This is a genomic window from Paraburkholderia oxyphila NBRC 105797, from assembly GCF_000685075.1.
GTDB classification, from domain to species: Bacteria; Pseudomonadota; Gammaproteobacteria; order Burkholderiales; family Burkholderiaceae; genus Paraburkholderia; species Paraburkholderia oxyphila.
In genome coordinates, this window is sequence record NZ_BAYD01000089.1 from 22,271 (window position 1) to 43,300 (window position 21,030).

The window sequence follows — 21,030 nt, forward strand, 5'->3', positions numbered from 1 at the left end:
ATTTGCACAGTCAGCCGTCTGGTGATATTGGCGGTCTAGCGTCGCCCGCCGGGCACTGCGCTGACACATCTCGAAATTCGTCGGAGTTTATCTGACTCTCATCAATCGCGGCAGATGATTGCTCACCGTTTATTGCAGGCAAATCGTTAACTATTGTTACGTGACAGATAAGTATTGACGGCAGCCCCACTTTTGTACTGCGGGGATCCTCGCGCGGCGTTACGCGTTGCGAATGCGCGTCTCGCGCTCGGCGCGCGTTTTTATCGCGCGGCCAGTTTGCCGATCCGGCCTTCCGCCCCGCGTGTGGAGGGCTGGGCATCGGCTGCCGCGAGCCGGATCGCATCGATCAGCGCGCGCGCTGCGGGTGAAGGCGTGCTGTCCGCGCGCAAGGTGAGGCCGATCTCGCGCCGCGAGCCCGAGAGCGGCACGTCGAGCACCGCGAGTTGGCCCGACGCGATCTCGTAGTGCAACTGCTGCACGCAGACCGCGGCGATCATGTCCGTGCCCATCAGCACGCCGCGAATCACCGCGAGGTCGGCGGTCTCGACGCTCGGCATCGGCGGCTTGAGCTTCAGGCGCCTGAACTGCGCTTCGAAGAGCGCGTGCGCGGGCGAATGCATGCGCGGGGCGATCCATTGCGCATCGCGCAGGTCGCTCAGGCTCATGCCATTCTGCCGCGCGAGCGGATGGCTGCTGCGTGCGAGCACGACCATGTCTTCGGCCATCAGGCGCTCATTGGCTAGCCCGCTCGCCGCGTCGTCTTCGCGCAGCGCGCCGAGCATGAAATCGATGTCTCCCGCGTGTAAGCGCGCCACCAGCACGTCATAGGCGCTTTCGTCCGTGACCACACGAACACCGGGATGCAACGCGCTCATGCGCACGATGGCGGCGGGAAGCATCAGTGTGCGGCCGAGCGGCAGCGCACCCACCGTTACCGTGCCCTGAATGGTGCCGTGCAGCGCGGCGATGTCGTCGGGCACATGGCGCAGCTCGTTCAGCGCGCGCCTCACGCGCAGAAGGAAAATCTCGCCCTCGGGCGTGAGTTGCAAGCCGAGCGGGCTGCGGTGAAACAGCGTGATGCCCGAGCCGCTTTCGAGCACGCGCATGGCGCTGCTCACGGCCGGCTGGCTGATGCCGAACGCGGCCGCCGTGCTCGGCATGTGACGGTGGCGCGCGAGCGCCACGAAGAGTTGCAGGCGCCGCGTATTGAGCAGCCACGGCGGCAGGGTGCCTTCGGGCGGGGCGCGGCGGTGCGTCTGGCGCGTCTTGCACCATTGTGCAAGCGTTTCGAGCTCGATAAAGATGCGCGCGCAACGATCCAGCACGACGTGCCCTGCGGCGGTGGGCAGCATACCGGAGGCCTTGCGCTCGAAGAGCGGCTCGCCGAGCGCCGTTTCGAGTTCCTGCACCGAGCGCGTGACGGCCGATTGCGCACGGTAGAGCGAGGCGGCGGCGCGCGTGGCGCTGCCCGTGCCGGCGACGAGACGGAACGCGTGCAGATGCGCGAGGTTGAGGAGATCGGTGGGATTCATGGAGCCCCCGCAATCCGATACGCATGATCGGCCGGTAGATCGAGACGCTCCTTCGAGTTGGGGGTGTGCTCTTTCATGCGGGTCTCCACGCTGACGGGGTGATTCTGCGCTGCTTCCGCAATCGGTGTCTGGAAGCGGGCATACAGGCAGACACCGGCCGCCACGCTGCGCCTTCCTGTATCCTCCATCGCGCTTTGTCGGGCCGTACGCCCGTGTGTTTCACGGCGCCGGTCTTCAATATGGGCGAAGCACGGTCAAGTGAGCAGACTGTCCCGAACACTACTTCCAGACAAAACGCGATGAATCGATTTATTTCGCATACCGTATTGGGCACGCTTGCCTTGGCTGGAGCACTGCTCGTGCCAGGCATCGCGGCGGCGGCCAGCTTCGATTGCAGCAAGGCTGCTTCGGCTACCGAAAAGCGCATCTGTGCTTCGCCGCGCCTCAGCAGCATGGATACGCAACTCACCGCGCTCTATCAGAAGCGCGCCGCCGGCGCGGACGCCGCGGCATGGCGCGACGATCAACGCGCGTGGCTGCGCGAGCGCGATCAGTGCGGCGACGCGGCCTGTCTCGCACAGGCATATAGCGAGCGCCTCGTCGTGCTCGCGAACGGCGCGGGTCCGTTCCACTGGCAAGGCAAGTGGTGGCGCGTGGATGCGAGCGGCCACTATGGTTCCGCGCTCACGATCAAGAATGTTTCGCCGCATGGCATGCAGTTCGGATTCGACGCCTACGCGGGCGCCAACTCGGGCGCGCTCGAAGGCAGCGCGGCATTCGGCAAGGACCAGGCGGCGCATTACACGGGCAACGCGAAGGACTTCACGCAAAACTGCGAACTGACCTTCAGGCGCAAGATCAACCGCATCGAGGTCGCGCAGCAGGGCGATTCGGGGGACTGCGGCGCGGGTGCGGGCGTGCTCTTCGACGGCACTTACGTGAGCGCCGCACAGGACCCGAATGCGAAGGCGGATCTGCTTACGCTCGGGGTCGTGAAGACGTCCGCGCAGGACGACGCCATCCGCAAGTTGCTGGGCCGCGACTACGATGCGCTGCTCGCTACAGCCGGCTCCGTGAGCGACGACAGCGCCGCTGCCGGCATGCCGGGCGTCACGGTGGTCGGCACGTTCGTGCGCGGCATCGCGTGCGATACGAAAGCGATCGTCATGTACGACGCGAGCGGCCACTACTGGATTGCGCTGTGGTCGCCGCAGGCGCAAGCGGGCAAGGACGGCACGAGCATCACGGAACTGAAGTACTACACCAACGTGGCCGCCGACAAAAAGGCGCTGCCGAAGCCGATCGACGCGCAACGCAATCAGGTGTGCCCCTCGGAGCGGGAGGTCGTGCGGATGATGCCGTGAAGCGGCGCCTCGCCAACGCTCGCGCGCGGACGTGGGCGCGAAACAGGCACAATAGCGCTACGGTTAAAGCGTTCGCACGAAGAGGAGTGAATTTCGATGACTGACACGGTCGATTGCGTCGTGATCGGTGCGGGGGTGGTTGGCCTGGCGATCGCACGAGCGTGCGCGCTGCAAGGCTGGGAGACGGTGCTCGTCGAGGCGGAGAACGCCATCGGCACGGGCACCAGCTCGCGCAATAGCGAGGTGATTCACGCGGGCATCTATTATCCGCAGGGCTCGCTCAAGGCGCGGCTATGCGTGCAGGGCAAGCAGCGCCTCTACGCTTACTGCGACGAGAAGGGCGTGCCGTACGAGCGCTGCGGCAAGTTCATCGTCGCGACGCACGAAGGGCAGCTCGATGCGCTGCGAGCAATACGTGCCGCCGCCGCGGCCAACGGCGTGGACGACCTGCGCTGGCTCGAACGCGGCGAAGCGCAGGCGCGCGAGCGCGCGCTCCATTGCGTGGCGGCGCTCGAGTCGCCCTCAACGGGCATTGTGGACAGCCACGGCCTCATGCTCGCGCTGCAAGGCGATTTCGAGGCGGCCGGCGGCATGCTCGCATTCTGCTCGCCGGTGAAGGGCGGCGTGGCGCAAGCCGGGCAGCCGATTCTGCTGAAGGTGGGCGGCGAAGAACCGATGGAACTGTGCGCGCGGCGTGTGATCAATAGCGCAGGGCTTTACGCGCAACAGGTGGCGGCGTCGATCGACGGCATCCCGGCCGGCTCGATCGCATCGGGGCGCTATGCCAAGGGCAATTACTATTCGCTTTCGGGTGCCTCGCCGTTCTCGCGCCTCATCTATCCGATTCCCGAAGAGGGCGGCCTGGGCGTCCACCTGACGATCGATCTCGGCCATCAGGCGCGCTTCGGCCCCGACGTCGAGTGGATCGACACGATCGACTACACCGTCGACCCCAGCCGTTCGGCGAAATTCTACGAGGCGATCCGCAGCTACTGGCCCGATTTGCCCGATGACGCTTTGCAGCCGGGCTATGCGGGCATCCGCCCGAAGCTGGCGGGCGCCAGTGACTTCCTGATTCAGGATGCGCGCGAGCATGGCGTGCGCGGGCTCGTGAATCTTTACGGTATCGAATCGCCGGGATTGACGGCCTCGCTCGCGATTGCGGAAGAAGTGGTCGCGCGGTTGAACGGCGAGGCGTGGTAACGTTAGGCGCGCGCCGCAACTGCGCGCGCATTCATGAAGCAAATGAGCGAAAAGAAAGGAGCAGAACGTGGTCTACGAAATGGCGCACATCTCCGTGCTGGCTGGCAAGAACGCCGAATTTGAAGCTGCCGTGGGGCAAGCCCTGCCGCTATTCCACCGCGCGCGCGGCTGCACCGGTGTCGAATTGCAGCGCAGTGTGGAGGAGCCGAATCAGTACGTGCTCGTCGTGCAATGGGACACGGTGGAAGACCATATGGTCCACTTTCGCGAGTCCGCCGACTTCCAGGTGTGGCGGGGGCTCGTGGGTCCGTACTTCGAGAAGCCGCCGGTTGTGGGGCATACGCAGGTGGTGGTGAAGTAAGCGGCGAGCGAGTTGCGAGCGCTTGCCGTGCCGCACGACGCTTGCATGCCTCTGGGGTGAGGGATCGGCACCCGCTCAAACTCTCACCCCAAACCCCTCCACATAGGCCGCGGCATCCAGTCCATCCCAAACTTTCCCATCAACGAAAACCGGCTTGCGCAAGGCCTCAAATACCTCAACCCCCATCGCCCGCGCCGCCTCCCGATACAGCGCCGTCTGATTGACCCCCCGCGCGATCTCCCGATAATCGTCGCGCCGCGCCATCATCCCCCAGCGCTCGAACTGGGTCAGGAACCAGACTCCTTCGGACTCCAACGGATCGTTCACCGCGCCGTCCTCGAAGAACTTCATGCGTGTTCCATCGGGAACGCCAGCGCCCTCGAGCTGTTCCGCAATCAACGCCGAATCCACGCCCAGCATTTCCGGCCGCGCCAGCCACTGCGCGATTTCCCTGCGATGCCCCGCGCCGTCGAGCCATCGGCACGCTTCCAGCATCGTCTGCACGAGCGCACGCGCCGTATTCGGGTAGCGCGTGACGAAATCGCGCCGGCATGCGAGCACTTTCTCGGGATGGTCGGGCCAGATTTCGCCGCTGCGGATCACCGTGCGCCCCACGCCGCGCTGCTGCGCCAGCGCGGACCACGGCTCGCCCACGCACAGGCCGTCGAGCCGCTCTTCGGTCAACGCGGCCACCATCTGGGGTGGCGGAATCACCACGCTCTCGATGTCGCGCAGCGGATGCACGCCCTGTGCGGCGAGCCAGTAGTACAGCCACATCGCATGCGTGCCGGTCGGAAAGGTCTGCGCGAACACGGGCTTGCGCTCGAGCGTCGCGAGCGCGCGCGGCAGCGTGCCGTGTTCGGCCAGCGCGTCGGCAAGGCGGTTCGATAGCGTGATCGCCTGGCCATTGCGGTTGAGCACCATCAGCACACCCATGTCCTGCTGAGGTCCGCCAATGCCGAGCTGCACCCCGTACACGAGACCATAGAGCGTATGCGCGGCGTCGAGCTCGCCCGTCAGCAGCTTGTCGCGCAGTGCGGCCCACGAGGGCTGGCGCGAAAGCTCCAGCGTGAGACCGTGCGCGTGGCCGAATTCGAGCAGCTTCGCGGCGACGAGCGGTGCCGCATCGGCGAGCGGCACGAAGCCTATCTTCAGGTGCGTCTTCTCTGGCGCGGCGGGCGGGGGGGAGGTGGCGTTCATGGTCGGCGCTTCTTTCGTGCTCGTTCGTGCTCAATCTGGCTGGTGCGAACCGGCGCGGTGATCTGCATCGGTCATTTGCGGGGTTCCGGTGGCTCGGACGCCGCGACGATCTGTCGGGCGACCTCGGCGAGCTTCAGGCTCTGGTTCATTGCGCGCTTGCGCAGCGTCGCATAGGCGGCGGGCTCGGACATCTTCTGCTGCTCCATCAGGATGCGCTTCGCGCGGTCGATCAGCTTGCGCTCGGCCAGCTCGTTCTCGGCCTGGGTGAGCCGCTCGCGCAATTGCGCCTCTTGCGCGAAGCGCGCGAGCGCGACTTCGAGAATCGGCGCGATGCGCTCGCCCGCGAGCCCTTCCACGAGATACGCGGTCACGCCCGCCTGCACGGCGGAGCGAATGAGCTGCTGGTTCGCGTCGTTGCTGAACATCAGCACGGGGCGCGGCGCCGTGGCGTTCATCACGGCGAGCTGCTCGAGCGTGTCGCGCGACGGCGATTCGGTGTCGACGATGATCACGTCGGGCCGCTCGAGCTCGACGGCGCGATGCAGCGCCTGCGGCGTCGCGGGGTTGGCGAGCATCTCGTAGCCGAGCCGCGCGAGCGCGTCGCGCAGATCGCCGATGGGCTTGTCGGTATCGGTTACGAGCAGGACACGCAGCATGATGTTTCGGTGGTCGGCGGCATGAAAACTTCGACGGATGATCGGTCGATTCTTTAAGAGCAAGTGCCGCTTACGGTGCGTGTGCCGTTGCGGAACGTACACCATTCAAGCAAAGGATGTGCCAGTTTTGATGTTGCATTCGAATGAGGTGGGGCGCCCGCTGCCACCGATCGACGCGCGCGCGTGTAAAGCACGTGTGGTGCACCGCAGCAGCACGCTGTGCCGCTGGCCGCACCCAGCTGGCGCAATGCCTCTACGCGAGCGGCTTGGCACGCATGACCCTTCAACGCTTGATTTGCAACTAACAGCCCAGCCCGCCAACCGTCTCCGAACAGGCACGCAAGGTGATGAAACTGGGCCGTTCACAAACACCGGTGCGGCAGGTATACCCGCGTTCGTGTTTTCCCTGGCAGTCGCAAGGGCCCATGCAGCCGCGTGAAGGGGTTTGCAGCGCACCGCAGCGGTGCGCGCATCATCCACATGGATGATGGTTTGCGCACCTGAATCGAGCAGGCTCTTCGTTTGGTGAAGATCCCGATGGCAGCGTCCGGCGAGTTCCTTAAGCTGGGTGCCTCGCCCAGACGGGGGAAGCCGGATGGAGGCCGGAGCATGCTGATGGAGACAAAATGGGCTCAGCACGAGAGCCAGTTGATGAGCGAGGAGGCAGGCGTCTGCGTTGCGGAGTTCAGCGAGCTGGCGGACCGCATCTATCAGGGGCCGCTGGAGGAACGACCGTGGACGGGCGCGCTGGACCTGATACGGCGGCGCCTGCGCGCCAACTACGTGACGCTGATCCTGCGCGTCGCGGGCAACGACCGCCGCTCGCCGCTCTCGGTGCACGCATCGGAGTTCGGCCCCGAGGTGCCCGACGCGGCCTCGTATAACGACTACTACTATTCGATCGACCCGTTCGTGGGCCTGCCCGCCGATCGCGTCGTCACCGTGGACGAGGTGTTCGGCGACACGGGCTGGCTCTCGAGCGAGTTCTACAAGCAGTTCCTCAAGCCCTCGGACGTGCGCCATATACTCGGCGCGGATCTGCGCACGCAGTCGGGCGTCGAGTGCCGTCTGCGCGTGTGCCGCGGTCACGCGGAAAAGCCGTTTTCGTCGGCCGACAAGGCGTTCTGCACGTTGCTGCTGCCGCATCTGAAACGCGCCGTCGAACTGCATTCGCGGCTCGACACGGTCGAGGTCGAGCGTTCGATGTACGCGAACGCGATCAACCGGATGCAGGTCGGCACGATCACGCTCGACATGAACGGCGTCATCATCGACGCGAATGGCGTCGCCAACGAGATCCTCGCGCAGAACAACGGCCTGTGCATCGCGCGCGGCACCGTCGAGGCGAGCAATGCAGCCGAGAACCGTACGCTCCAGCGGCTGATCCGGCAGGCGGTGATGGGGCACCTCGGCACGGCAGCGCCGATCGTCGAGGCGATCCCCGTCACGCGCAGTTACGACAAGCCGCGTCTCGGCCTGCTGGTGCGCACGATCCTGCTCTCGGACTGGTCGGAGGACAACAAGCGGCGCGCGGCTGTTGCACTCTTCCTGCGCGATCCCGACCGCAAGCCGCAGGGCGCGCAGGAGATCATCCGCAAGCTCTTCGACCTCACGCCCGCCGAGGCGTCGCTCGCGCTCATGCTGACCAACGGGCTCACGCTCGACGAGGCGGCCGAGGAGTCGGGCATCAGCAAGAACACCGCGCGCACGCATTTGCGCGCGATCTTCTCGAAGACTGGCGTGGCGCGCCAGGCGACGCTCGTGCGCATTCTGCTCGGCAGCGTCGTGCCAATGGGCTGAGCGTCGCGGCGCACCGGAAGCTCAGTTGCCCGAGCTGCGGATCGCGTCCGGCGAGAAATACGCTTCGTTGAACTGTGGGCTGTTGTCGAGCTTCGGCATCGGCTCCTCGTTCGTCAGACGGTCCGCGAGGTACGCGTTCGAGATCAGGTCGTGATAGAACACCGCGGCGGGATAGAACGTCTTCGCGTCGTACGCATAGACCGTCGTGGCGATGTTGGTGCGCCAGAGCTCGCCGCGCGCGTCGTAGTTGTCCGCGAGCAGCGTGATCCACGAATCCTCGTCGAGGTACAGCACGCGCTTCGCGTACTCGTGGCGGTAGCCGTTCTTGAGCGTCGCCTGCAGCACCCAGACGCGATGCAACTCGTAGCGCATGTAGGCCGGATTCTCGTGGTTCTTCGCCAGCACGTCGCTGTACTTGACCGAGCCGTCCATCAGCTTGTAGTTGTCGTACGGCACGTAGATCTCGCGCTTGCCGAGAATCTTCCAGTCGTAGCGATCGCCGGGGCCGTTGTAGAGACGATCGTCGTCGACGGTGCGAAAGCCCCCGGCGCCGAACGGCTGGTCATAACCGAATTCGGGTGCCTGGCGCACGCGGCGCGTGCCCGGGTTGTAGACCCAGGTGCGCGACGAGTTGTCGGCGCCGGCCTTGTCCCAGTTCGTGTAGCCGACCGTCAACGTGCCGCGGTCGCTCAGCGGCAGTTCCGTGGCGATCCGGTAGTACGAGCGGTTGTTCAGGTCGTCCTTGATGTCGTACTTGCCGTCGTTGCGCGGCGAGTAGATGTCGTAGCGCACCTTGCCCCATGCGATGTTGCCGTCCGGGTAGACCACGGCCTGATCGTAGGTTGCCTGCTCCGTGCCGATCGCCGACGACATGCGCTGGTTCCACAGCAGTTGGGCGGCCGTTTTCGGCAGCGGGAAGGGCACCTGCGGCGGCGCGTTGGTGAGGCCGTTGTCATCCGCGGTCAGCGTGGAGTCGGGCGCGTAGGCGCGGATCGCCTTGTACACCGAATCGTCATAGCGGAAGTCGCGATGGCTCGGATAGACCGGTATCCTGAACGTGGCCGGATAGTGCTTGAACAGCGCCTTCTGGCCTTCGGTCAGATGGTCCGCGTACTGCTCCATGTTCTGCGCCGTGATGACGAAGAGCGGCTTCTCGTCCGCATACGGATCGCGATAGCGCTCGCCGCGCTTGTAGCTCAGGTCCGGCGGCGTGCCGAGCCACTTGCCGCTCCAGGCGGGCACGGCACCGTCCTTGCTCGCGGCACGCTGCGCGCCCATGGGCGTCAGGGTGGTGTCGAGCGCCGTCAGGTCGTCCTGGGAGATCATCGAGAACGCCGTTGTCGTGACGATTGCGCACGCGGTCAGTGCCGATGCGCGCAGGATGGGGAGATGAATTCGCTTCATGACTATCCTCTTGTTGTTAGTCGTGCACCGCTTTCACGACGTACTGGCTCGTTGGCAGCACGTCGATCTTGTCGAAGTCGATGAAGCGCGCGCAGCTTTCCATCATCGCCTGCACGTTGCGCTGGAATTTTTCCTCATCGCCGACCGCGTCGAAGAACGCATGTGGGTCGGTCATCGCGGCGGCGGGGAAGCACTCCTCGACGATCGCGTCGTAGCGCGGCGCCGCGTGCGTCAACGCCCGCACGACGACGTTCTGCACGTAAAGGAAGTTGTCCTGCGTATCGATCGCGACGCGCGTATGGTGGTTGTGCCACACGTCGAGCCAGGCCTCGGGCGTGAGGCGCGGCGGCCGCGTGAGAAACGCCAGTTGCGAGAATCCGGCCGTGCGGTCGCCGGCTTTCGGCACGAAGCGCGTATTGCGGATCGGTTGCGATTCGGTCACCAGATACGCCGCGAGATGCGGGACCACGGCGCGCACGGCGTCGTCGAACGGCTGGCGCAGCATGGCGACCGCGCTGTCGATCCACACCGACACGGTGCCCGCCATGCCGGGCTGCGTGTTCTGCTGGCGCAGCGCGGCCGCCGCTTCGACGTCGCTGTCCGCGACATTGACCTGCACGCCATGGGCGCCGAGCGAGAGCAGCTTGTCGGCGAGCGCCGTGCGTAACGTTTGGCGCCATGCGTCGGGCGATGTCTGCGCATCGCGCCACAGCACGTAAATCACTTTTTCCATCGACTTGTCTCCGGGTTGAAAGCGTTGAGCAGTGCGGTTACGTCTGAAAGCGGTTCGCCGTGAGCCTGAACGAGGCGGGAATCGGCGAGGTGACGGTTTCGAACAGGCGCTCGTGGGACGTGGCCGCGATCAGCCAGACACCGTCGCGTTTCACGTACTCGTCCTCGTAGAAGGCGGCGCCGTGCAGCAGCGTGTTGTGTTCGAGGTCGATCGCGTGGTCTTCCAGATACCAGGTCCCGCGCGCGTAGTCGGCGGCGAGCAGTTCGAGTTCCGGGTGATGGCCGTGATGCATGGTCAGGAAAGTCGGCCGGTCGAGCAGCGCCTGCAGGGTTGTGACATAGGCGTCGCGGCCATCGAAGGCGTACTGGCCGCCGTTCAGGCGCGCGCGGCAATCCTCGCTCAGGCACTGCGCGAGCAGCGTCCAGTCGTGGGTGTCGACCGCGCGGAAGTAACGGTATTTGAGCTGCCGGATCTCTTCGTATGCCCAGAGCGTGCGGGTGGCGTCTTCCATGGTCCAGTGTCTCCTTGGTGATACCGGATCGTAGAAAGCGGACCGCCCGCGCACATCATCCGACTGGATGATGAGCCGGCGCGGCAGCGCTTGTACCGTAACGGCCGGACAACCGCAAAGGAGACCCGATGAACCCGATCGATCAACTCGAAGCGCGCCTGCGCGCGCTCGAAGACGCCGACGCAATCCGCAGCCTGAAAGCGCGTTATTTCGCCTGCTGTGACATGAAGGACACGGAGGGCATGCGCGACTGCTTCGCGCCCGGCCGCGTGCGCATCGACTATGGCGCGATCGGGGTGTTCGACGATCGTGACGGACTGGTTGAGGTGTTCGGGCGGCTGGGTTGCCATCCCCATATCGTGGAGATGCATCACGGCGTCAACCCGCAAATCGAGGTGCTCGACAGTCACCACGCTCGCGGCAGCTGGGGTTTGCACTACCAGATGCTCGATACGCGCGAGCGCGCCTTTACCCAGCTCGGCGCGTACTACGAAGACACGTACCGCAAGATCGACGGCCAATGGAAGATCGCTTCGACGCGCTGCGTCGTGACCTCCATGCTCGTCGGGCATTACGCCGGGGCCACGCCGGGCGTGCGCTTCGGCGGGCGCCCGGCCGATGCGCCGCAGGCTGGCGCCTGAGCGCGCGGTTCACAGCACGTACAACAGGACACCCTCCGTCTGGATGATGGGCGCCGGTGCGGCGCCTCTGAGTGTTTGCACCTGGTCCAAACGGATGAGGGTGCGCGCGACGCGAGACGCTACCTTTGGAGCTATCTCGATCCGGGCCGCGTCGTGTGGCCCGGTCTTGGCCTGTCCGCGCCCAACCTCTGTCCTGCTCCGCACATGTCGTCAAACTGCTCAGTGAACCGTCCTTTACCCTCGCGTGCCGTGCCTCGCTGGGACGCCGAACACGATGTCGTGATCGTCGGCTTCGGCGCTTCGGGTGCGTGCGCCGCAATCGAAGCGGCCGCGGCCGGCGCCGATACGCTCGTCGTCGAGCGCGCGTCAGGCTATGGCGGCTCGAGCGCGCTCTCGGGCGGCGAGATCTATCTCGGCGGCAATGGCGGCACGCCCGCGCAGCGCGCGGCGGGCTTCAGCGACGAAACCGCCGACCTGTACCGCTATCTGATGCTCGCCGGCGGCCGCGATGCCGACGAAGCGAAAGTGCGCCTCTACGCGGAGCACAGCCTCGCGCACCACGACTGGCTCGTCGCGCAAGGGCTGAAATACAAGAACACGTTCCTGCCCGAGCGCATGGTCGAGCCCGAGACCGACGATTGCCTGATCTGGTCCGGCAGCGAGGAGGCCTGGCCCTTCAGCGCCGCGGCGAAGCCGTGCCCGCGCGGGCACACGCCGCAATGGCCGGGCTGGGGCGGCGGCCAGATGCTGATGAGCGTGCTGGCCGCGCGCGTGGAGGCGTCAGGCGTGGCCGTGCGCTACGACGCGCGCGCGCAGGCGCTGATCGTCGACGAAGCGGGCGCGGTGTGCGGCGTGGTGCTGCGTTCGTGCGGCGTGGACACGTACGTGCGTGCGCGACGCGGCGTGATTCTGTGCGCAGGCGGCTTCGCGATGAACCGCGAGATGGTGCGCCGTCACGCGCCCATGCTGATGCGCTCGGCCGATCCGATCGGCAATCCCGGCGACGACGGCACGGGCATCCTGTTGGGCCAGAGCGTGGGCGGCGCCGCGATCCATATGGATCAGGGCTTCGTGAGCCTGCCGTTCTATGCACCCGAATCGCTGATCAGGGGCATCTTCGTGAACGAGCGCGGCCAGCGCTTCATCAACGAAGACGGCTATCACGGCCGCACGGGATGGCATGCGCTCCAGCAGGCGGGCGAGCGGATCTTTCTGCTGGCCGACAATGCGGCCTATGCGCCGCCACCCGAATTCACGCGCATCGGCATCGCCGCGGCGGGAGAAAGCTGGGAGGAAGTCGAACAGGAACTGGGCATGCCGGAAGGCTCGCTCAGCGCGACCGTGCAGAGCTATAACCGTCACGCGGCGCAAGGCTGCGATCCGGCCTTCCACAAAGCGGCGAAATGGCTGAAGCCGCTGGACGAACCGCCGTTCGTCGCGCTCGATTGCCGGATCGACTACGCGTTCTATCCGCACTTCACGCTGGGCGGACTGGACACGCTGCCGAGCGGCCAGGTCGTGAACGAAATGCGCGAGCCGGTGCCGGGGCTGTTCGCGGCGGGCCGCACGGCTTGCGGCTTGCCGCGTTGGGGCGCCGGTTATAGCTCGGGGCTTTCGCTGGCCGATGCGACGTTTTTCGGGCGTCAGGCCGGGCGGCACGCCGCGTCGAATGGATTGAATTCGCCATCCAGTACCGACTGACCCGCGGCGACTTTCAACGCATCCGGGGGCGCAGGAGACTACCTGTCCGACCTGCCCGCACCCGGTGGTCCACTCGTCAGCATCACTAAGTTATTCTGATTACGCGCCGGCTTCGGAGCGGCGCGAACCGCGCGCGTCGGGTACGGCTACCCGACGCGCGTTCACTGCCTGCTGCTTACTGCGCGAGGCAGTGTGCGACCACCTCATTGACCGCGCGCTGCACGTCGCCGCGCCGATACCCGAGCAACGCGAGATCGGCTGCGTCCGGCTCGTATGAGACGACGTTGCCGCGCCCCGTGTAGATCGCGATGTCCGGCAGCAGCGGGTGCTCCTGGTCGAGCGCGGGTACCGGCTGCGAATTGCCCGCCGCGCGAAAGAACGTCGCGAAATAGTCGGCGAAGCTCAGGTTCTCGTCGCCGACGAGATAGGCCTTGCCCGCCTCGCCCGCTTGCAGCGCGCCCCAGATCGCTTCCGACAGCGATTGCGTCGAGATGAAATTGCTGCCGCCCGCCGGCCCGAAGACCGGCAGACCGGCCAGCTTGCCTTGCGCATAGCCCGTATAGGCCGCGAACATGTCGTTGCGCAGCCCCGGCACCGAGCCCACGACGAACGGCGCATTCACGCTGCACACCGAAAACGCCGGCGTCGCGAGCGCGCGCACGCGCTCGTCGGCGAGATGGCGCGAACGCACGTAGGGGATCGTATCGATGAGGTGCGGCGCCACCTGAGGATAGAAGCTGCCGACGAGCACGGCCCGTTTGATGCCCGCCTCGCGCGCGAGCGCAAAGAAGCGCGGCACGGCCTCGACGTTCGCGCGCTCCCAGTGCGCTGCCTCGTCGGCGTCGGGCGGCAGGTGACGGATGTCGTTGCCTGCCGCGAATACGACCGCGTCGAAGCGGGCGAGATCCTCGCGGGTGAAGTTACCGGCGACGTAGTCGCGCAGCAGCACGTCGAATTGCGCGAGCGCGGAGCCCGGCGCGGGCGGCTTGCGGGCCGCGAGCGTGACGGTGTTGCCCTGCGCGTGCAGGTGCAGCGCAGCATGGCCGCCGATAAGGCCGGTGCCGCCGATGACGAGGATGTTCATGAAGTCTCCGTTGGCGGTTCGTGGACCGCCTGAAATTGAATTGAAGTCCAGCCGGCACGCGGCCGCTCAGGCATTGAAGCCGTTGCCGGTCACGACCGGAATGTTGGTCCAGAAGCCGTTCGGGTCGCGATACCAGCCGGCCGCCGCGAGCGCGCCACCGTCGACGTGCAGCGTCGTGCCGGTGACCCACGCGGCGAGCGGGCTGGCGAGGAACAGCGCCGCACCGGCGATGTCGCCGGCTTCGCCAAAGCGGCCAAGCGGAATCCAGCGCTCGATGTGCGGACGATGCTCGGCCGCGATCATCGCGCTGACCGGCACCTGCGGCGTCTCGGTCGTTTCGGGCGCGATCTGGTTCACGCGGATGCCGGCGGGCCCCAGCTCGAGCGCGAGGCTCTTCGTGAAACCGCTGAGCGCCGCCTTGAACGACGCATAGACCGAGCAGTTCGGGATCCCGCGAAAGCCCTCGATCGACGACACGCTGACGATGCTGCCGCCGGCGCCGCGACGCCGCAGCAGCGGCAGCATCGCGCGCGTGACGACGAACACCTGGCGCAGGTTCACGTCGAAGAGGCGAGCGATGTCGTCGTCGGTGTGGTCGTCGAACGGCTTGGCGATCTGCAGGAAATCGCCGACGTTGTTGACGAGCACGTCGAGCCCGCCGAAACGTGCATCGATCGTGCGCGCGAGCGCGCTAACTTGATCGGTGCGCGTCACGTCCACGATCTCGACGAGCGCCTCCACGCCCGCCGCCTCCAGCGCCTGCCGCACGTCCTGCGCGCGCGCCGCGTCGATTTCCGCGACGACGACGCGCGCGCCCGCCGCGCCGAACGCCGTCGCGCAGGCGCGGCCGATGCCCGCGCCGCCGCCCGTAATCAGCACGGTCTTGCCAGTCAATGAAATCATCGATGTCCTCCTGTGGGTGATAAGCGTTGACGCTTCGTCGAAGCGACGAAACCTGCTGCGCATGGTCGATCCGCAGCTTGGGGCGCCGTTGACGAAGCGCGACTCGTCCGGCGCGAAGAAAGCGCCGCTGAGCGGTTCAGGTGTCGCTCGGCGTGCGGCCAGCCTTCACGGCTTCGAGCGCGGCCATGCCGAACATTTGACCGATCGCGTCGTCGACACAGGGGTTCTTGCGCAGTTCGTGGCCGCCGTCGACGGCGAAGCTCTGTCCCGTCACCCAGCCCGATTCCGGACCGGCGAGATAGCGCACCGCCCGGGCGATGTAGTCCGGCTCGCCGAGCACGCCTAGCGGCACCTGCTCGAGAAAGCCCTCCAGCATCGCGGGGTTGTCGAACAGCGGCCCGGTCGCTTCCGAGCGTGTGAGACCGGGGCGCACCGAGTTCACGCGGATCTTCGCGCCGGCGAGTTCCTCGGCCGCTGCGCGGACCAGCGCCTCGAGTCCCGCCTTCGCGGTGCAATAGCCGGACAGCCAGCGGAAATTGATGCGCGCGGCGGTCGACGAGATGCAGACGATCGAGCCGCCGCCACTCGCCGCGAGCAGCGGCGCCGCGTGGCGGATCGCGAGGAACGCGCTCGTGATGTTCAGGTCGAGGTCCGCGCGGAAGCTCTCGGCATCGTGCATCAGCAGCGGCCGGAACGCGGCGCCGCCGACCGTCGGCACGACGATGTCGAGACGCTCGTTCAACGACCACGCGAATTGCAGTGCGTTCTGGATGTCGGCCGCGACGCAGGCGTCTCCTGTGTGGGCCTCTACGCGGCCGCCTGGTACTGCGTCCGTGAGCTGCTGGCGTGCGCGTTCGAGTGCGTCGTGGCGGCGGCCCATCAGTACGACCGTAGCGCCGTCTGCGAGCAGCGCCTGGGCGCACGCGGCGCCGATACCGGCGGAACTGCCCGTCACGAGCGCGGTCCGGCCTTCGAGGGGGAGCGATGTGCGCATGGGTCAGCCCTCCAGTGGCAGGTCCTGCGTCCAGTCGACGAGCAGCGTGCGCGACGCGAAGCGCCACGCACCGTCGTTGCTGTCGCTGTTGTCGAACACGCAGCGGTCGTGGTAGCGCAGGCCCCAGTCGAGCTTGCGTTTCTGGCCGTCTCGCACGTAGATGTGGGACGCGATGCCGTAGGTCTCGACCGACGCCTCGCCGGCGTCGAGCGTCACGAGCTGGTTGTGGACGTGATGCTGGGTAAGCTCGTAATGCGCGAGTGCACCCATCCCGGCGATGATCGCGTCGCGGCTGTCGAACGAGAAAGCGGGGCCGCTCAGTTGTGCGTTGGGCGTGAAGAGGGTGGCGAGCTGCTTCCAGTCGCGCCGGTCGACGGCCTGCGCGTAGCGGCACGCGAGCTCGTACAACGCGTGACGGGGATTGGGATCGGTCATGCGGTGCTCCAGTGAAAGGATGGTGGAGGGCGGCCGCGCCGTCAGGCGGGCGCGGCGGTCCTGCCACACGCAGGTTCGCATCGAACGCGGCGGGGCAAATCATCCATACGGAGCATGCGGAAAATGGTGGGGCGATGCGCAGTTGCCCGCCCCGCCCAACCGGTTCGGCTCAGACCGGACGCGACACCAGCTCGCCCAGAACCCTGTCCAGCTCGACCTGGCCGCGGATGATTTCGTCAGGATGTTTTTCGAAATCGATCCAGCCTTCGTTGAATCCATCCAGCATGCGCATGCGTGGCACCGGATGCTTCATGCCTTGAGAGCGGAACAGTTCTTCCCAGGTCTGCCTGTCGACAACCTCGGCACGGACGGGGCGGCCAAGCACGCGTGCAAAGCCCGCCGCGAGGTCGCTGGGGCTCACCCGGCGCGGACCTTCGAGTTCGACGAAGCGCACGCCGCTCCACGTCTGCTGGAGCAGTTCGGCTGCGACGCGCCCTACGTCGGCGGTGGCAACCATCGGCACGGGCTTGTCGAGCGGCTGCAGGTAACTGGCGATGACACCTTCGTCACGCGCGGACGCAATATCCCATGCGGCGTTTTCCATGAACCAGCCAGACCGCAGGAACGTCACCGGCATCGGCATGTCGTGCAAAGCCTGCTCCATCAGCGTGCGTTGAGTGAGGAGATTGCTCTCACTGGCCTGTGCGCCGATCGTCGACAGGCAAACCACTTTTTCGGGCCGCGCCTTCAACAGTGCCGTGGACACGGCATCGATCACCGCACGCGCTTCGGGAAAGCCCGGCGCAGGATCGAACTCCGAGGGGGGCAGGATGAAGACACCCGCCGCGCCTTCGAACGCGGCGGCGAGCGACAAGGCATCTTCCATCCGGGCCGTCGCAAGTTCACAGGCGCGCTCTGCCCACGAGCTTGCCCGTGCGACGTCGCGCACGACCGCACGCACCGGCTGACCTGCCGCCAGAAGGCGGCGGGCAAGTGTGCCGCCGACCTTGCCAGTGATTCCTGTGATTGCATACATAGCTCGTTCTCCTTGCATGGGTAAATAAAGTGGCGCCGCGTCGAGTTAGCGGCTCCCGAGCTTTCAGGCGCGCTGAAGTCCGTTATGGAGCGCACGCTCGAATTGCCCGTAGGGATCAACGACACGAGCCTCAGTGATGCGCGAACAACGCGTTCTGTGCGCCATTCACGCCCTCGCGGCTCCCCGAAGCGGACCGGTCATTCGCCGCGCCGCCTACGGCGCTGACGGCATACGGATCGGCACTGGCAGCCGCGCGAATCCGCGCTTCGGCAGCGAGGAGGTCGTCCGGGTAATGGGGGTCGTTGGCGCGGCCCGGTCGATACCCGGCACGCTCGAGTTGCACGAGTTCCTGACGGACCTGCTCGCGCGTCACGCGCGAAGCGTCACTCTGCGCATGTGCGGCGACCGGAAGCGCAATGGCGGTCGCGATGGCAACGATGAAAATGCGGCTATGCATGGCAATCTCCTTTCGATCGGCGGGACGGAATGTCTCGTTGAGAGGCATTCTGGACATGCGCCAGTCGAAACAAAATGACATGGATGGAACTAGATAAATGACAATGAGTCATCAATGAGGCATGATGGACACGGGCGCCCAGCGCTGCTGACCGCTGGAGCTTTGCTGCGTTAGCCTTCAATTGATCGATTGCGACCCATCACCCGTATTCACCCGCGCGACCATGAGACCCAGTAGCGAGAAGCTGTCCGGTAGCATTAGCGTGTTCGCCGCCGTAGTCGATGCGGGGACGTTTGTGGCCGCTTCGGAAGTGATAGGCATGTCGCCGCCGGGCGTCAGTCGAGCGATTGCGAGGCTGGAAAAGAAGTTGAAAATCCGGCTCTTCAACCGGACGACGCGCTCCGTCTCGCTGACGGAAGAGGGCCGCCGCTTTTACGAGCAGGTCATGCCGCACCTCGCCGGGCTGGAAGAAGCCGCTGCTGCAGCGGCAGGTGGCGCGTCGGCTGTGCGCGGCAAGCTGAGAATCAATCTGGATCCCGTCTTCTACCGGACCATCCTCGGGCAGCAGCTCGATGGGTTCATGGACGCGCACCCCGACCTCGAAATCGAATTCATCGCGCGAGACAATCTTGGCGATCTCGTCATGGACGGCTTTGACCTCGCCGTGCGATTCGGCGAGCCCAAAGCATCCACCCTGATTGCGCGAAAGCTGCTCGATACCGCGGTTGTTACGGTTGCTGCGCCTTCATATGTCGCGCGTTGGGGACGCCCGGCACAACCCGGGGACCTTGAAGGCGGAAGCCACAAATGCCTGGAATTCCGCAACCCGGAGACGGGCAAGCCGTTCCCCTGGGAATTCCATCGCAAGCGAAAGCGCGTTGTGCTCGATACCCGGGGACGCCTCACGGTCAACGATCCCAGTGCGCTTCTGAACGCATGCCTTGCCGGCTCCGGGATTGCGCAGATGCTCCTTCTCGGTGCCGAGCCTCTGATTGCCGACGGCCGATTGATCAATCTCTTTCCCGAATGGGCAGACGAGCGGTATCCCTTATACGCCTACTACCCATCGCGGCATAATGTGCCGGCAAAGACGAGGGCTTTTCTGGACTTCGTTGTCGAGCTGGCGGGAAATAACCAGCGCGTCGGCACAAGCTAGCGCTGCTGAGGCGAACTGCCGAGGCGACGTCGACTAACCCTTTACGATCACTGCCGGACACCGAAGGCAGAAGTCGACCCACAAGGGACTGTCGTCTCTGAATCGTGAGTGACCGCTTTTGCAGTTCTCGCCGTGCCATGCCGCTTCGATGACGCGCTTCGCTAATCTTCGGCTCATTTTTTCCACGTACGATGGAGCGTGCTTGGAAATTCCCGATGCTTCCGCATTGCCAGCATCATAACCACCCTCGCCGATCGTAAAAAATGAAATTTGCCACCAGAATCGCTGATTCACACCTCCATTTTTACGATCACAAACAGAACCGGCACACGTTCTTGGACGAGGTCGATCGCGGCTACGAAGCATTTGTGGGCAATTACGACGCTCTGCCACGACGATACCTGCTGGACGATTACCTCTCCGAAACCAGCGGCTATAACGTTGAGGCCGTGGTGTGGCACGAATTCCTGTCGTCGGAACCTTTCGAAGAAGCGGCTTGGGCGCAAAGGGCGGCGAATGCGAGAGGGATACGGCATGCGCTGGTAGCATTCGTCGACTTCCTTGACCCCGAACTGGAACGCAAGCTCGACCAATACAGCACGCTTCCCAACCTGACGTCGGTTCGGGAGCATCTTGTATGGGACGAACGCAATCCTTTGAAGCGATTCGCGAAACGCCCCGATTTGCTGGCAGATCCCGCCTGGAGAAAACAACTTCCCTTGTTGCGCAAGCATGATTTCAAGTGTGGGCTCGAGGTATTCGCCCATCAGTTGCCAGACTTGACTCGCGTCATCCAGAATCATCCGGACATCGGCTTCACGATCGCGTTGATGGGGTGGCCGCTCGATTTGAGCAAAGAGGGCTTCGATTGCTGGCGGCGAGATCTTGCCGCACTGAGCACCTGTGACAACATCTGCGTGGACATCTCCGCATTAGAGTGCATCTTTGGTATGCAATGGTCCGTCGCTGAGGCTGCCCCCTGGGTTTCGGCTGCAATCGATACTTTTGGCGTATCGCGATGCATGTTTGGCAGCCACATGCCTATTGCCAGGCTCTCGACAGGGTTTGCCGATCTTTATGAGAGGTATGCGCAATTAGTGACTGCCTATTCGGAGAATGAGGTAGATGAAATGTTCTTCGGTGTAGCCAGTCGCTGGTTCAATCCGACGTGACTGGTGCCACGTATCGACGCATACGATGTTTTTTTTGGAGGTCCGAATGTCCCGAATCCTTGCAATTGATCATGTTGCTATTACCGTAGCTGACCTCGCGGCAAGCTCTGCATTCTACGATGACCTCTTCGGGATAGAGGTCGTCGCCGAGCATGTCATAGACGGCCAGGTGCTCGTGCGCCAACTTGCAATCGGCGGCGCGGTCCTGAGCATTCATCAAAAGGGCAACGGGGTCTATCTGGTCGCCCAGCGTCCAACGGTAGGGGCAGCCGACATATGCCTCCACTGGAATGGCTCGGTTAGCGATATGCTCGACCTGCTCAAAGAAAAAAACATCGACATCCTTGAAGGTCCGGTTGCACGGATGACGGCCGACAGACAGCCAAGTCAATCGGTGTTCTTTCGCGATATCGACGGCAATCTTCTCGAACTCATGGCCGCCGACAAAGACAGGACGAGCGGGCGATAGCCCAGCAATTGCAAAGCAGCCATTCGCCTGCAAGGTATGGAGGACCGCTTCTGGCCGACGAACTCGGCCGCCTCTGCTGCATTTCCCAGTAATCCGTGAAGAACCTTTTTTGTCCTGCGAGAAAGCTCACTATAGATCTGACTGTCACCAATACGCCGCCTCAGCGCGGTGAGCACGCATGATTGTCTCGCTGACGCAACAATCCATCGCGCCCGGAC

Annotated in this window: 21 protein-coding genes; 9 read left to right on the plus strand and 12 right to left on the minus strand. The window is 64.9% G+C overall.

The features are described from left to right. Positions 1-260: 260 nt before the first annotated feature. Positions 261-1,532: a LysR family transcriptional regulator gene (locus BO1_RS54220; RefSeq protein WP_084688484.1), complete on the minus strand. Its 1,272-nt coding sequence runs from the start codon at positions 1,530-1,532 to the stop codon at positions 261-263. A 299-nt stretch (positions 1,533-1,831) separates the two neighbouring features. Between BO1_RS54220 and BO1_RS36445 the strand changes: the two genes are divergently transcribed. The 3 genes from BO1_RS36445 (at position 1,832) to BO1_RS36455 (ending at position 4,460) form a co-directional block, all read left to right on the plus strand. After that, positions 1,832-2,896 carry a lysozyme inhibitor LprI family protein gene (locus tag BO1_RS36445; RefSeq protein WP_043288051.1) on the plus strand — a complete coding sequence of 355 codons (1,065 nt, stop codon included), beginning with the start codon at positions 1,832-1,834 and terminating at the stop codon, positions 2,894-2,896. Positions 2,897-2,992: 96 nt separating this feature from the next. Then, positions 2,993-4,099 carry an NAD(P)/FAD-dependent oxidoreductase gene (locus tag BO1_RS36450; RefSeq protein WP_028221788.1) on the plus strand — a complete coding sequence of 369 codons (1,107 nt, stop codon included), beginning with the start codon at positions 2,993-2,995 and terminating at the stop codon, positions 4,097-4,099. Between the two features lie 67 nt (positions 4,100-4,166). Next, positions 4,167-4,460: an antibiotic biosynthesis monooxygenase family protein gene (locus BO1_RS36455; RefSeq protein ID WP_028221789.1), complete on the plus strand. Its 294-nt coding sequence runs from the start codon at positions 4,167-4,169 to the stop codon at positions 4,458-4,460. 75 nt (positions 4,461-4,535) lie between these two features. On the opposite strand, the gene BO1_RS36460 is transcribed toward BO1_RS36455, so the two are convergent. Both BO1_RS36460 and BO1_RS36465 read right to left on the minus strand, forming a co-directional pair. Continuing rightward, positions 4,536-5,660: a CmpA/NrtA family ABC transporter substrate-binding protein gene (locus BO1_RS36460; RefSeq protein ID WP_028221790.1), complete on the minus strand. Its 1,125-nt coding sequence runs from the start codon at positions 5,658-5,660 to the stop codon at positions 4,536-4,538. A 71-nt stretch (positions 5,661-5,731) separates the two neighbouring features. Then, positions 5,732-6,316, minus strand: a complete 585-nt coding sequence (locus BO1_RS36465) for an ANTAR domain-containing response regulator (protein WP_028221791.1) — start codon at positions 6,314-6,316, stop codon at positions 5,732-5,734. Positions 6,317-6,925: 609 nt separating this feature from the next. On the opposite strand from BO1_RS36465, the gene BO1_RS36470 reads away from it, so the two are divergent. Continuing rightward, positions 6,926-8,116, plus strand: a complete 1,191-nt coding sequence (locus tag BO1_RS36470) for a helix-turn-helix transcriptional regulator (RefSeq protein WP_028221792.1) — start codon at positions 6,926-6,928, stop codon at positions 8,114-8,116. Positions 8,117-8,137: 21 nt separating this feature from the next. Here BO1_RS36470 and BO1_RS36475 read toward each other — a convergent pair whose 3' ends face one another. The 3 genes from BO1_RS36475 to BO1_RS36485 are packed head-to-tail and all read right to left on the minus strand — an operon-like array spanning position 8,138 to position 10,764. Beyond that, positions 8,138-9,520: a DUF1329 domain-containing protein gene (locus tag BO1_RS36475; protein ID WP_028221793.1), complete on the minus strand. Its 1,383-nt coding sequence runs from the start codon at positions 9,518-9,520 to the stop codon at positions 8,138-8,140. 16 nt (positions 9,521-9,536) lie between these two features. Continuing rightward, complete coding sequence (locus tag BO1_RS36480) at positions 9,537-10,253, minus strand: EthD domain-containing protein (protein WP_028221794.1); 717 nt, start codon at positions 10,251-10,253, stop codon at positions 9,537-9,539. 37 nt (positions 10,254-10,290) lie between these two features. Next, on the minus strand, positions 10,291-10,764 hold the full coding sequence (locus tag BO1_RS36485) for a nuclear transport factor 2 family protein (RefSeq protein ID WP_028221795.1): 474 nt from the start codon (positions 10,762-10,764) through the stop codon (positions 10,291-10,293). Between the two features lie 128 nt (positions 10,765-10,892). On the opposite strand from BO1_RS36485, the gene BO1_RS36490 reads away from it, so the two are divergent. Next, entirely contained in the window at positions 10,893-11,405 is a 513-nt protein-coding gene (locus tag BO1_RS36490; protein WP_028221796.1) for a nuclear transport factor 2 family protein, read from the plus strand. A 204-nt stretch (positions 11,406-11,609) separates the two neighbouring features. Further along, a complete protein-coding gene (locus BO1_RS36500; protein WP_028221798.1) occupies positions 11,610-13,106 on the plus strand; it encodes an FAD-dependent oxidoreductase in 1,497 nt (498 codons plus the stop codon). Positions 13,107-13,281: 175 nt separating this feature from the next. Here the strand turns inward: BO1_RS36500 and BO1_RS36505 are convergent, their stop codons facing one another. From BO1_RS36505 to BO1_RS36530, 6 genes are all read right to left on the minus strand, one after another. Continuing rightward, complete coding sequence (locus BO1_RS36505) at positions 13,282-14,190, minus strand: NAD-dependent epimerase/dehydratase family protein (RefSeq protein WP_028221799.1); 909 nt, start codon at positions 14,188-14,190, stop codon at positions 13,282-13,284. A gap of 66 nt (positions 14,191-14,256) precedes the next feature. Then, positions 14,257-15,093, minus strand: a complete 837-nt coding sequence (locus BO1_RS36510) for an SDR family NAD(P)-dependent oxidoreductase (protein WP_028221800.1) — start codon at positions 15,091-15,093, stop codon at positions 14,257-14,259. 136 nt (positions 15,094-15,229) lie between these two features. Beyond that, on the minus strand, positions 15,230-16,087 hold the full coding sequence (locus BO1_RS36515) for an SDR family NAD(P)-dependent oxidoreductase (protein ID WP_028221801.1): 858 nt from the start codon (positions 16,085-16,087) through the stop codon (positions 15,230-15,232). A gap of 3 nt (positions 16,088-16,090) precedes the next feature. Next, the gene (locus BO1_RS36520; RefSeq protein ID WP_028221802.1) at positions 16,091-16,522 is read right to left on the minus strand and encodes a nuclear transport factor 2 family protein; all 432 of its coding nucleotides are present in this window, start codon (positions 16,520-16,522) and stop codon (positions 16,091-16,093) included. 169 nt (positions 16,523-16,691) lie between these two features. After that, positions 16,692-17,558 (minus strand): NmrA family NAD(P)-binding protein, encoded by an 867-nt coding sequence (locus BO1_RS36525; protein ID WP_028221803.1) that lies wholly within the window; start codon positions 17,556-17,558, stop codon positions 16,692-16,694. A 130-nt stretch (positions 17,559-17,688) separates the two neighbouring features. Next, the gene (locus BO1_RS36530; protein ID WP_028221804.1) at positions 17,689-18,015 is read right to left on the minus strand and encodes a DUF4148 domain-containing protein; all 327 of its coding nucleotides are present in this window, start codon (positions 18,013-18,015) and stop codon (positions 17,689-17,691) included. A gap of 223 nt (positions 18,016-18,238) precedes the next feature. On the opposite strand from BO1_RS36530, the gene BO1_RS36535 reads away from it, so the two are divergent. From BO1_RS36535 to BO1_RS36545, 3 genes are all read left to right on the plus strand, one after another. Then, positions 18,239-19,171: a LysR family transcriptional regulator gene (locus tag BO1_RS36535; protein WP_028221805.1), complete on the plus strand. Its 933-nt coding sequence runs from the start codon at positions 18,239-18,241 to the stop codon at positions 19,169-19,171. A 263-nt stretch (positions 19,172-19,434) separates the two neighbouring features. Next, positions 19,435-20,343 carry an amidohydrolase family protein gene (locus tag BO1_RS54225; RefSeq protein ID WP_043288055.1) on the plus strand — a complete coding sequence of 303 codons (909 nt, stop codon included), beginning with the start codon at positions 19,435-19,437 and terminating at the stop codon, positions 20,341-20,343. Positions 20,344-20,389: 46 nt separating this feature from the next. Beyond that, the gene (locus tag BO1_RS36545; RefSeq protein WP_028221806.1) at positions 20,390-20,812 is read left to right on the plus strand and encodes a VOC family protein; all 423 of its coding nucleotides are present in this window, start codon (positions 20,390-20,392) and stop codon (positions 20,810-20,812) included. Positions 20,813-21,030: the final 218 nt, after the last annotated feature.

Bases quoted from the DNA above. Each gene is read 5' to 3' on its own strand.
- BO1_RS36525 (WP_028221803.1), bottom strand. From the start codon at position 17,558: ATGTATGCAATCACAGGAATCACTGGCAAGGTCGGCGGCACACTTGCC.
- BO1_RS54225 (WP_043288055.1), top strand. From the start codon at position 19,435: ATGAAATTTGCCACCAGAATCGCTGATTCACACCTCCATTTTTACGAT.
- BO1_RS36535 (WP_028221805.1), top strand. From the start codon at position 18,239: ATGAGACCCAGTAGCGAGAAGCTGTCCGGTAGCATTAGCGTGTTCGCC.
- BO1_RS36520 (WP_028221802.1), bottom strand. From the start codon at position 16,522: ATGACCGATCCCAATCCCCGTCACGCGTTGTACGAGCTCGCGTGCCGC.
- BO1_RS54220 (WP_084688484.1), bottom strand. From the start codon at position 1,532: ATGAATCCCACCGATCTCCTCAACCTCGCGCATCTGCACGCGTTCCGT.
- BO1_RS36470 (WP_028221792.1), top strand. From the start codon at position 6,926: ATGCTGATGGAGACAAAATGGGCTCAGCACGAGAGCCAGTTGATGAGC.
- BO1_RS36480 (WP_028221794.1), bottom strand. From the start codon at position 10,253: ATGGAAAAAGTGATTTACGTGCTGTGGCGCGATGCGCAGACATCGCCC.
- BO1_RS36490 (WP_028221796.1), top strand. From the start codon at position 10,893: ATGAACCCGATCGATCAACTCGAAGCGCGCCTGCGCGCGCTCGAAGAC.
- BO1_RS36485 (WP_028221795.1), bottom strand. From the start codon at position 10,764: ATGGAAGACGCCACCCGCACGCTCTGGGCATACGAAGAGATCCGGCAG.
- BO1_RS36465 (WP_028221791.1), bottom strand. From the start codon at position 6,316: ATGCTGCGTGTCCTGCTCGTAACCGATACCGACAAGCCCATCGGCGAT.
- BO1_RS36545 (WP_028221806.1), top strand. From the start codon at position 20,390: ATGTCCCGAATCCTTGCAATTGATCATGTTGCTATTACCGTAGCTGAC.
- BO1_RS36500 (WP_028221798.1), top strand. From the start codon at position 11,610: ATGTCGTCAAACTGCTCAGTGAACCGTCCTTTACCCTCGCGTGCCGTG.
- BO1_RS36505 (WP_028221799.1), bottom strand. From the start codon at position 14,190: ATGAACATCCTCGTCATCGGCGGCACCGGCCTTATCGGCGGCCATGCT.
- BO1_RS36460 (WP_028221790.1), bottom strand. From the start codon at position 5,660: ATGAACGCCACCTCCCCCCCGCCCGCCGCGCCAGAGAAGACGCACCTG.
- BO1_RS36515 (WP_028221801.1), bottom strand. From the start codon at position 16,087: ATGCGCACATCGCTCCCCCTCGAAGGCCGGACCGCGCTCGTGACGGGC.
- BO1_RS36530 (WP_028221804.1), bottom strand. From the start codon at position 18,015: ATGCATAGCCGCATTTTCATCGTTGCCATCGCGACCGCCATTGCGCTT.
- BO1_RS36510 (WP_028221800.1), bottom strand. From the start codon at position 15,093: ATGATTTCATTGACTGGCAAGACCGTGCTGATTACGGGCGGCGGCGCG.
- BO1_RS36445 (WP_043288051.1), top strand. From the start codon at position 1,832: ATGAATCGATTTATTTCGCATACCGTATTGGGCACGCTTGCCTTGGCT.
- BO1_RS36450 (WP_028221788.1), top strand. From the start codon at position 2,993: ATGACTGACACGGTCGATTGCGTCGTGATCGGTGCGGGGGTGGTTGGC.
- BO1_RS36475 (WP_028221793.1), bottom strand. From the start codon at position 9,520: ATGAAGCGAATTCATCTCCCCATCCTGCGCGCATCGGCACTGACCGCG.